Here is a 9952-nt window from a genome sequence, read left to right on the forward strand (position 1 = left end):
CCCCAGCCCCCTCTCGACCCGCAGCCGGAGCCGATGCCCGACTGTACGCCACAAGGACCGCCCGACCGGGGTCAGCCGTTCGGCGTGTCGCAGGGACTGACGCTCACCTTCTAACGAGCGCGCGGGTGGGAGGTCGCGTACACCTCGCGAAGCCGGTCCACTGTCACCAGGGTGTAGAGCTGCGTGGTCGTCACCGAGGCGTGTCCGAGCAGCTCCTGCACGACCCGGACGTCGGCGCCACCGTCGAGCAGATGGGTCGCGTACGAGTGCCGCAGTGTGTGCGGCGACACGGCGTGCGGCCCCTCCACGGGCAGCCCGGCCGCCGCCGCGGCCCGGTGCAGGATGGCCCAGGCGCTCTGCCGGGACAGTGGCCCCCCGCGCTGGTTCAGGAAGACCGCCGGTGTGCCGCGTCCCTTCGCGACCAGCTCGGGGCGGCCCTGCACCAGGTAGGCCTCCAGGGCGGCGCGGGCGTAGCGGCCGAGCGGGACCAGCCGGGTGCGGCCGCCCTTGCCGTGCAGCGTGACCGCCGCGTCGTCGGAGAAGTCCAGGTCGTCGACGGCCAGCCCCACCGCCTCGGAGATCCGCGCGCCGGTGCCGTAGAGGAACTCCAGCAGCGCGGTGTCGCGCAAGGAGCCCGGGACGGCCAGCAGCCGGGTCACCTGGTCGATGCCGAGGGCCTTGGGCAGGCGCTTCGGCGGCGTCGGCGGTTTCACCTCGCGGCTCACGTCGTGCGCCACGAGACCCTCGCGGGCGGCGAAACGGTGCAGGCCGCGTACCGCGCTCACGGCCCGCGCGGCCGACGCGGCCGACAGCGGCGGATGCTCCGGCGACCCGGCCCGCAGCTCGGCCAGATGCGCGGTGACCTGGGCCGCGGTGACGTCGGCGAGATCACCGACGCCGGCCGCGGCCAGCGTCTCGGCATACCGGTCCAGATCCCGGCGGTACGAGGCCAGCGTGTTGCGGGACAGGCCGCGCTCGACCGACAGGTGATCGAGATAGGTCTGCACGGCCCGTCGCAGCAGGGGCTGGGCTGAGATCAGCTGAGCACCTCGGTCAGGGACAGTGCCTGCATGCCGTGGGCCTCGGCGACCGGGCCGTAGGTGACGTGCCCGGCGTGGGTGTTCAGGCCCAGGGCCAGCGCCGGGTCGGACTTGACGGCGTCGCGCCAGCCACGGTTGGCCAGCTCCAGCGCGTACGGCAGGGTGACGTTGGTCAGCGCGTAGGTGCTGGTGTGCGGGACCGCGCCGGGCATGTTGGCCACGCAGTAGAACATCGACTCGTGCACCCGGTAGACCGGGTCGGCGTGCGTGGTCGGACGCGAGTCCTCGAAGCAGCCGCCCTGGTCGATGGCGATGTCGACGAGCACGCTGCCCGGCTTCATCCGCGACACCAGCTCGTTGGAGATCAGGTTCGGGGCCTTCGCGCCGGGCACCAGGACCGCGCCGATGACCAGGTCGGCGTCGATGACGGCCTTCTCGATCTCGTACGCGTTCGACGCGATCGTCTGCAGGTGACCGCGGTAGTCGGCGTCGGCCGCGCGCAACCGGGCGATGTTCTTGTCCAGCACCAACACCTCGGCCTGCATGCCCAGCGCGATCGCGGCAGCGTTCATGCCGGAGACGCCGGCGCCGATGACGACGACCTTGGCCGCGTACACGCCCGGGACGCCGCCCATGAGCACGCCACGACCACCGCCGGAACGCATCAGATGGTAGGAGCCGACCTGCGGGGCCAGCCGGCCGGCGACTTCCGACATGGGGGCCAGCAGCGGCAGCGAGCGGTCGGGCAGCTCGACGGTCTCGTACGCGATGCCGGTCACCTTGCGGTCGATCAGCGCGTCGGTGCACTCCTTGGACGCCGCCAGGTGCAGGTACGTGAACAGCACCTGGCCCTCGCGCATCCGGCCGTACTCCTCGGCGATCGGCTCCTTGACCTTGAGGATCAGATCGCCGGTGGCCCACACGTCGTCGGCCCCGGCCAGGATCGTGGCACCGGCGGCGACGTAGTCGGCGTCGGTGATCGACGAGCCGGCACCGGCGCCGGCCTGCACGTACACCTCGTGACCGGCCCGGTTCAGCTCGAAGACCCCCGCTGGGGTGATCGCGACCCGGAACTCGTTGTTCTTGACTTCACTCGGAATGCCGACCTTCATGAGTCGACACCGTCCTTTCCGGGAGAGACGTCGATGGCTCATACCCGAGACGGGCTGCTTCGCAGATTACCGTCCCACCCAGTGGAAGATACTGCCGATCCGTTGCGCGAAGATCAAGATTTGGAGCCGGTCGCCGGCTAACGCGGAAGCACGCCGGTGCCGGAGACGACGCCCCGCTGCAGGACCGCGGTCGTACCGGTGAGCATGCCGGCCTTGCCCAGCGGGGTGTCCCGGACCAGGTAGGAACGCTCGCCGAGGTACTCGAAGGTGACCGGGTCGAAGATCCACTCCTGCCGCTCGCCGTCCTCGCGGGTCCGCGCGACGGCGACCCCGTGCCGGCCCTGCGCGTCGACCGAGTCGGCCACCAGCACCACCCCGGGGATCCGCGCGGCCGCCCGGTAGATCGCGGCAGCCACCGGCGGGGGCAGCAACGACTCCCGCAGCGCGTCACCGAGGAAACCGAAGGCGGCGGTGTCCGGACCGCTGTCCTGGCCCTCGGTCTCGGCGTAGATCCGCTTGAGCAGCTCGGCCGGATCGGTGGGCAGCTCCGCGTACTTGCTGTTCGGTTCCGCGCCGGACAGACCGAACGTCTCGCCCCGCTCCCGGATGAGGCCCTCGTCGCCCCGCGTAGCGGGCAGCCAGATCTCCCGGTCGTGCACCCGGTCGAGGACGGCGTTGGCGGCACTGATCTCCTGCTGATCGGAGCTGGGCTCTCCGGTGATCTGCAACCAGGCCACCCGGCTTCTGACGTAGACGTACTCGTCCCGGCCGAGCGGCACCGACGGCTCCCCGCCCGCGACCGCGGCCACCCGGTCCATCAGCGGCCCCACGCCGGTCGCGTCGCCGACGGCGACCGCCACGCGCGAATCCGCGCCGGTGGTCGCGCCGCCGCCCGTACGGCCGTTGAGCACCGCCACCCCGACGATCGCCGCGACCAGCACCGCGGCCGCGACCGGCGCGGCGAGCAGGGCGAACCGGCGACCGGACCGCACGGCCCGGGGCTCGGCCACGTGCTGCAGGAACGCGTCCTTGAGCAGGCGGTGCCGGATGCGGCTCAGCTCCGGGTCCCCCGGCGGCGGCAGCAGGCGTGCCAGTTCGGCCCGTTCGGCCGGATCGAGCCGTGGTGACTGCTTCATCGCTTGTGCTCCTGGTTCGATCGGGCCGCATCGGTGCGGCCGAGGTGTGCCTGTCCACTGCCCGGCCCGGGGGCCGGCCGGCCCGGCTCCGTGGTCAGCTCCCGCAACTTCGCCCGCGCCCGGGACAGCCGGGACCGGACCGTGCCGACCGGTACGCCCAGCGCCTCCGCGGTCTGCGCGTAGTCGAGCCCGGACCAGACGCAGAGCGTGAACACCTCCCGCTCGGCCGGTCGCAGCCGGTCGAGGGCGGCCGTCGCGGCGGCGAGCTGCTCGCTGTCGCGCATCCGGTTGACGAGTTCGTCGGCGAAGTCCGGCATCGCCTCGGCCGGTGGCAGCCGGACCAGCGCGGCGGCGTGCCGGCGGGCCGCACGCCGGTTGTTGCGGAGCACGTTGACGGCGATGCCTAGCAGCCAGGGCAACACGCTGTCACCGTCGGGCCGCAGTTTGCCGCGCAGCCGCCACGCCTCCAGGAAGGTCAGCGACACGATGTCCTCGGCCGCGCTCCAGTTGCCGGTGCTCCGCACGACGTGCCGGTACACCGCCTGCGCGTGGTCGGAGAAGAGCTGCCCGAACGTCACAGGATCGCCGGCGCGGATCCGGGCTCGCTGGGATGGGTTCACAACCACTTCCTGTCCGCTCACGCCGCCGGGTTCCCGTGGCGGTCGTCACGCCTGGTCGCAGCCGGTTGGCGGCACGACCACCACGACGGAGGATTCACCAATGGCTGTCCCTCCCCTGCCCCTGGCCCTGCTCGACCTCGCCCCGATCACCGCCGGCCAGGCCGCGCGGGAGAGCTTCGAGGCCGGCGTCGCCGTCGCCCGCGCCGCCGAACGCAGCGGCTACCGGCGCGTCTGGTACGCCGAACATCACAACATGCCGACGATCGCCTCCTCGGCCACCAGCGTGCTGATCGGCTACATCGCCGCGCACACCGACACGATCCGGCTCGGCGCGGGCGGGATCATGCTGCCCAACCACTCGCCGCTGGTGATCGCCGAGCAGTTCGGCACCCTGGCCACCCTGTTCCCCGGCCGCATCGATCTGGGCCTGGGCCGCGCGCCGGGCAGCGACCAGAACACGATGCTGGCGCTGCGGCGCGACCCCACGTCGGCGGACTCGTTCCCGCAGGACGTGCTGGAGCTGCAGGGCTACCTCAGCGGCAAGACCCGTGTGCCCGGCGTGCAGGCGGTGCCGCGGGCGCCCGAGGTGGTGCCGCTGTACATCCTCGGCTCGTCGCTGTTCGGCGCGCAGCTGGCGGCCCAGCTCGGCCTGCCGTACGCGTTCGCCTCACACTTCGCCCCGACCCACCTGCACCAGGCGGTGGAGATCTACCGGGAGACGTTCCAGCCGTCCGCGCAGCTCGAGCAGCCGTACGTGATCGCGGGCGCGAACGTCTTCGCGGCGGAGGACCACGACGAGGCGGTCCGGCAGATGACGGTGGCATACCGGGCCCGGACCCGGGCGATGATCTCGCGGGGCGCGGTCGGGACCAACTTCACCGACGCGGAGATCGACGCGTTCCTGGCCTCACCGAACGGGCGCCAGCTGGCCGCGATGACGAAGTACACGGCGGCCGGCACGCCCGAGGAGGTCCGGGCCTACCTGGAGGACTTCGCGGCGTCGTGCGGGGCGGACGAGGTGATCGTGGCGCACTACGCCTCGGAGATCGACGACCGGGTGCGCTCGGTCGAGCTGACCGGCGAAGCCATCCTCAAGGCCGCCTGACGGCCGGGCCCGGCTTCCGCTTCGGTCCGGTTTCGGTCCGGCCCTGAACCGGTACGCCCGCCGGGCGGGCGTACCGGTTCGCAGCTCAGAGTGGCGGGGTGCCGGTCGGGCGCAGCGTGGCCCAGCCGTCCTCGCGGGCGCGGGCGGCGGCGAGCAGCCCGCTGACCGCGGCCGCGTTGGTGATCTCGCCGCGCAGCACCATCGCGACGGCCTCGTCGAGGTCGCGCCAGACGATCTCGATGTCGGCCTCCTCGTCGGTGCGTTCGTGGCGCTGGTCCTCGGGCACCGGGGTCAGCTCCCGGGCCAGGAAGATCCGCACCTTCTCGGCGCTGAAGCCGGGCGACGGGTGCAGGTCCACCAGCAGGTCGAAGCGGCCGGCGTTGAGGTCCGCCTCCTCGGCCAGCTCGCGGGCGGCGGTGACGACGAGGTCCTCGCCGTCGACGTCGCACAGTCCGGCCGGCAGCTCCCAGAGCCGCTTGCCGACCGCGTGCCGGTACTGCTTGATCAGCACCACCCGGTCGACGTCGTCGAGGGCGACCACGACCACCGCGTTCTTGTTGACCACGACGTCACGCCCGGCGGTGCCGCCGCCGGACATGGTGACCTGGTCGGAGTAGACCGTGAAGATCGGTCCCGCGTACCGCTCGGTGCGCGAGAGGGTCTCGTGGGCGAAGGCCGTCATGACGCCGCGACCGCGGCCTTGCCGGCCCTGCCCTTGCCGTCGGCGACGGTCTTGCCGCCCTCGGCGACGGCCTTGCCGCCGTCGGCGACCTCGACCGGCAGTTCGTCGGCCGCCGCGTACTGCACCGCGGCCTTGACGAACGCCGCGAACAGCGGGTGCGCCCGGGTCGGGCGGCTCTTGAGCTCCGGGTGCGCCTGGGTGGCCACGAAGAACGGGTGCGTCTCGCGGTCCAGCTCGATGAACTCGACCAGCCGCCCGTCGGGCGAGGTGCCGGAGAACTTCAGGCCGGCCTTGGCCAGCCGGTCCCGGTACGCGTTGTTGACCTCGTACCGGTGCCGGTGCCGCTCGGAGATCTCCGTGCTCTCGTACGCCTCGGCCACGATCGAGCCCTCGGTCAGCGCCGCCGGGTACGCACCCAGGCGCATCGTGCCGCCCAGGTCGCCCTTGCCTGCGACGATGTCCTCCTGGTCGGCCATGGTGGAGATGACCGGGTGCGGGGCCTGTTCGTCGAACTCCAGCGAGTTGGCGCCCTCGAGGCCGGCCAGGTTGCGCGCGGCGTCGATGGTCATGCACTGCAGGCCGAGGCAGAGGCCCAGGATCGGCAGGCCGTTCTCCCGCGCGTACCGGGAGGTGTTGATCTTGCCCTCGATGCCGCGGATGCCGAAGCCGCCGGGGATCACGATGCCGTCGACGCCCTTCAGGGCGGAGGCGGCGCCGGCCGGGGTGTCGCAGTCGTCGCTGGGGACCCAGCGCAGCTGCACCCGGGCGTGGTTGGCGAAGCCGGCCGCCCGGATCGCCTCACTGACCGACAGGTACGCGTCCGGCAGGTCGACGTACTTGCCGACCAGCGCCACGGTGATCGTCCGGCGGGGGTGGTGGACCCGCTCGAGCAGGTCGTCCCAGCTGGTCCAGTCCACGTCGCGGAACGACAGCCCGAGCCGGCGCACCACGTACGCGTCGAGGCCCTCGCGGTGCAGCACCTTGGGGATGTCGTAGATGCTCGGCGCGTCCGGGCAGGCCACCACGGCCTCGCGGTCGACGTCGCAGTACAGCGACAGCTTGTGCTTGAGCTTCTCCGGGATCTCCCGGTCGCTGCGGCAGACCAGCGCGTCGGGCTGGATACCGATGTTGCGCAGCGTGGCCACCGAGTGCTGGGTCGGCTTGGTCTTCAGCTCGCCCGACGGCGCCAGGTACGGCACCAGGGAGACGTGCAGGTAGAAGACGTGGTCGCGGCCGATCTCGTGGCGCACCTGGCGGATCGCCTCGAGGAACGGCAGCGACTCCATGTCACCGACGGTGCCGCCGACCTCGGTGATGACGACGTCGGGGGTGCGGCCGAACTCGTCGGGATCGGCCATCGCGAAGATACGCTCTTTGATCTCGTTCGTGATGTGCGGGATGACCTGCACGGTGTCGCCGAGGTATTCGCCGCGCCGTTCCTTGGCGATCACCGAGGAGTAGATCTGGCCGGTGGTGACGTTCGCCTTGCCGGCCAGCGCCCGGTCCAGGAACCGCTCGTAGTGACCGACGTCGAGGTCGGTCTCGGCGCCGTCCTCGGTCACGAAGACCTCGCCGTGCTGGAACGGGTTCATCGTGCCGGGGTCGACGTTGAGATAGGGGTCGAGCTTCTGCATGACGACCCGCAGTCCCCGCGCGGTCAGCAGGTTGCCGAGGCTGGAGGCGGTGAGGCCCTTGCCCAGCGAGGAGGCGACGCCCCCGGTGACGAAGATGTGCCGCGTCTCGCGTGATGTTGCAGCCAAGGCCTGCTCCCGTGGTCGGTCAGATGCGATCGTGCAGACCGGCGCTCAACCCTCATCGGTAGATCGCGCCATCCACGGGATTCCACGGTAACACCATCGCCGGCGCGCGCACGTTCGGGCTGGTCGTCACGCGTGTCCGGGTCAGAGCTGACGCACGGTCACGCCCGCCGAGTCGGATTTGTCGCCTGGGGGCGGCAGCACCGGACCGGGTCGCATCGACAGGCCGGGCCCGCCCGGACCGTCGGTGCCGCCTTCGGGCCGGGTGCGGTCGGCGGCGTGACCGAGCACCCGCAAAGTGGTCAGAACGGCCAAGGGCACGGCCACCGCCGCGGCGGCACCCGCGACTGCGAACGCCGCCCCGCCGAGCACTCCGGCGATCATCGTGGCGACGGTGGTGCCGGCCAGCGCCGCGCGCAGGGCCGGGTGCAGCCCGAAGACCCGGTTGAGGCCACCCCACGGCGAGAACTGACTGAAGGCCAGCATGAGGACGCCGATCACGGCCAGTAGCGTCAACGGGCTGTCCAGAGCGTGACCGTTGGAGGTGGCCGCGCGCTGGATGGCCGGGCCCGCCGTACCTTCGCCCAGGGCCGTCAGGGCCCGCCCCAGACTGCCCTGCTCAAGCTCGGGCCGGCGCAGGTCCAGCACGGCGAAGCCGATGGTGACCGCGAGCCCGGCGAGCGCCGCCCAGGCGAAACGCGGGAACGTGAGCCAGCCGCCGGTGCTGATCGCCGCGGCCACGCACACCCCGGCGGTGACGGCGATCGCGCCGACCGGATCCGCGCCCAGGTAGGGGCTGCCGACCATCACGACGGCGAGCCCGCCGACCATCACGACCACGACGGGGCGCCAGGGCCGGCGCACCCACTGCGCCACACAGCCGGCCAGGAACAGCATGCCGGCGACAAAAACCCCCAGGCCGACGCTGCCCACGCCGGAATACCGCGCACCCTCGATCGCCGAGTAACCGGCGACGCCGTTGAGCTGCAACTGCGCCCCGGTGAGCAGGTCGAACCCGACCACGGCGGCACCGACCGCGCAGACCACGCCCATCGGCCACAGCGTGCGCGGATAGCGCGGCGCGAGCCGGACCGCGGCGGTGCCCAGCACCATCAACGCGAAGGTCAGCGAGGCGAAGACGATGCCCGGCCGGCCGGCCCGCCACCAGGGCGCCGCATCGGCCAGCAGGGCGGCGGGAATGGCCAGGGCCACGGCGATGAGCAGCACCTCGGCCCCGAGCACCAGCAGCCGCGGCGCGGCCGCGGGCCCGGTCGGCCCGGCATGCCGCCGAGCCCGGATCATCAACGGCACCACCAGCAGAAAAACCATCAGCTGTACGGCGGCCAGCCCGGTGAAGAACGTCCCGGCGATGCCGAGCTGAGCACCGGCCCGCTTGTCGGCGTTGTTCTCGCCCCCGACGGCCTCCGCCGGATCAGCGGGCCGCCCGGGAACCGACAGCGCGGTGAAGCCACTGAACCGCCCCTCCGGCGAAGGCCGGCCCAACGCGGTGAGCACCGTCGGGGCGAAGTCGACGAGCTGCAGATAACCGTCACGACCGGTGCCGGCCGAGGTCAGCCAGCCACCCTCCCAGCCCGGCCCCTCGGCGATCGCCACGTGCAGACGCGAGGTGGTGTCGGTGTCGGAAACCCCCGCCACCATGATCAGGGACCGCTCGGGCCGCGCGGCGATGATCCGCGCCAAGGTGGCATCGGCCTGGGCGACCAGGGACTGCCGGGCGGCGCCGGATCCGGTGATCGTGCCCAGGTCCACCACGCTGAGCACGCAGTAGGAGAGCAGGCTCCGGGGATCGTCGGGAAGAGTGGCCGCGTACCGGTCGACGCGCCCGAACGGCCGCGCCGCAGCGACAGCAGCACCGGGCCCGACGGCCACGGTGCACCGCACGGACTCGGCGAGCGCACCCGGCAGGGCGCCGTAGGGCTGGGTGTCCTGATTGCCCCGCACGACACCGCCCTGCTCAGCCAGATTGGCGCCGAGGGCGTCAGGCTGGGTGAGGGTGGGCCGCACCGGCGGACACTGCCCGGTGACGCGGGTGTTCGCCCAGATCGAGTAGTTGCCGGCGCCGAGGGTGAGCCAGCCGTCCGCCGGGCAGGTGGTGGAATGCGCGGACCGCACCGAGAGCCAGCCGATCGAGCCGCGGCTGGCCTCCTGCCAGAGTGCGGGGGTGCGCTGCGGGTCGAGATCCTCCCAGCGCAGGCCGGCCGCACCGGCCAGGATGACGTAGTCGGCGGTGTCCTGCGGGGCGCCGGTGGCGGGACGCACGGCGAGGCCGGCGATGCTGGCGGCCGCGGCGAGCACGATCAACAGGTACGGCAGCCAGGTCCGTCCCCGCCGCATCCGGGAGGGAGGCGCGGAGTCCGGCCTGATCCCCCGGCGCAGGCTGTTGCGGACTCTTCGCGGCCAGCTGCCGCGGCCTTCGGTCGCGGTTCTTCTCGGCCTGGCGCTGGTGGGTCTGCGGGGCTTCCGCTTGTTCGGATCGGAG

General features: G+C 72.4%; 8 protein-coding genes. 1 reads left to right on the top strand and 7 read right to left on the bottom strand.

Features of this window, described 5'->3' with window-relative positions; all coding sequences use genetic code 11:
* Positions 1 to 110: 110 nt before the first annotated feature.
* From ACZ6S4_RS41760 to ACZ6S4_RS41775, 4 genes are all read right to left on the bottom strand, one after another.
* On the bottom strand, positions 111 to 1040 hold the full coding sequence (locus ACZ6S4_RS41760) for a site-specific tyrosine recombinase XerD (protein ID WP_465480223.1): 930 nt from the start codon (positions 1038 to 1040) through the stop codon (positions 111 to 113).
* Positions 1037 to 2152: an alanine dehydrogenase gene (ald, locus tag ACZ6S4_RS41765; RefSeq protein WP_465480193.1), complete on the bottom strand. Its 1116-nt coding sequence runs from the start codon at positions 2150 to 2152 to the stop codon at positions 1037 to 1039. Before ald ends, ACZ6S4_RS41760 begins: the two co-directional genes overlap by 4 nt.
* 137 nt (positions 2153 to 2289) lie before the next feature.
* The gene (locus ACZ6S4_RS41770; protein WP_465480194.1) at positions 2290 to 3288 is read right to left on the bottom strand and encodes a CU044_5270 family protein; all 999 of its coding nucleotides are present in this window, start codon (positions 3286 to 3288) and stop codon (positions 2290 to 2292) included.
* Positions 3285 to 3908 (bottom strand): RNA polymerase sigma factor, encoded by a 624-nt coding sequence (locus tag ACZ6S4_RS41775; protein WP_465480195.1) that lies wholly within the window; start codon positions 3906 to 3908, stop codon positions 3285 to 3287. Before ACZ6S4_RS41775 ends, ACZ6S4_RS41770 begins: the two co-directional genes overlap by 4 nt.
* A 100-nt stretch (positions 3909 to 4008) precedes the next feature.
* On the opposite strand from ACZ6S4_RS41775, the gene ACZ6S4_RS41780 reads away from it, so the two are divergent.
* Positions 4009 to 5013, top strand: coding sequence for an LLM class flavin-dependent oxidoreductase (locus tag ACZ6S4_RS41780; RefSeq protein WP_465480196.1), 1005 nt, complete (start codon positions 4009 to 4011; stop codon positions 5011 to 5013).
* Positions 5014 to 5098: 85 nt separating this feature from the next.
* Here ACZ6S4_RS41780 and ACZ6S4_RS41785 read toward each other — a convergent pair whose 3' ends face one another.
* From ACZ6S4_RS41785 to ACZ6S4_RS41795, 3 genes are all read right to left on the bottom strand, one after another.
* Complete coding sequence (locus ACZ6S4_RS41785; protein WP_465480197.1) at positions 5099 to 5695, bottom strand: NUDIX domain-containing protein; 597 nt, start codon at positions 5693 to 5695, stop codon at positions 5099 to 5101.
* The gene (locus ACZ6S4_RS41790; protein ID WP_465480198.1) at positions 5692 to 7455 is read right to left on the bottom strand and encodes a CTP synthase; all 1764 of its coding nucleotides are present in this window, start codon (positions 7453 to 7455) and stop codon (positions 5692 to 5694) included. Before ACZ6S4_RS41790 ends, ACZ6S4_RS41785 begins: the two co-directional genes overlap by 4 nt.
* Positions 7456 to 7596: 141 nt before the next feature.
* Entirely contained in the window at positions 7597 to 9807 is a 2211-nt protein-coding gene (locus ACZ6S4_RS41795; protein ID WP_465480199.1) for a hypothetical protein, read from the bottom strand.
* Positions 9808 to 9952 lie beyond the last annotated feature (145 nt).

This window comes from Actinoplanes sp. NPDC051405, from assembly GCF_055586185.1.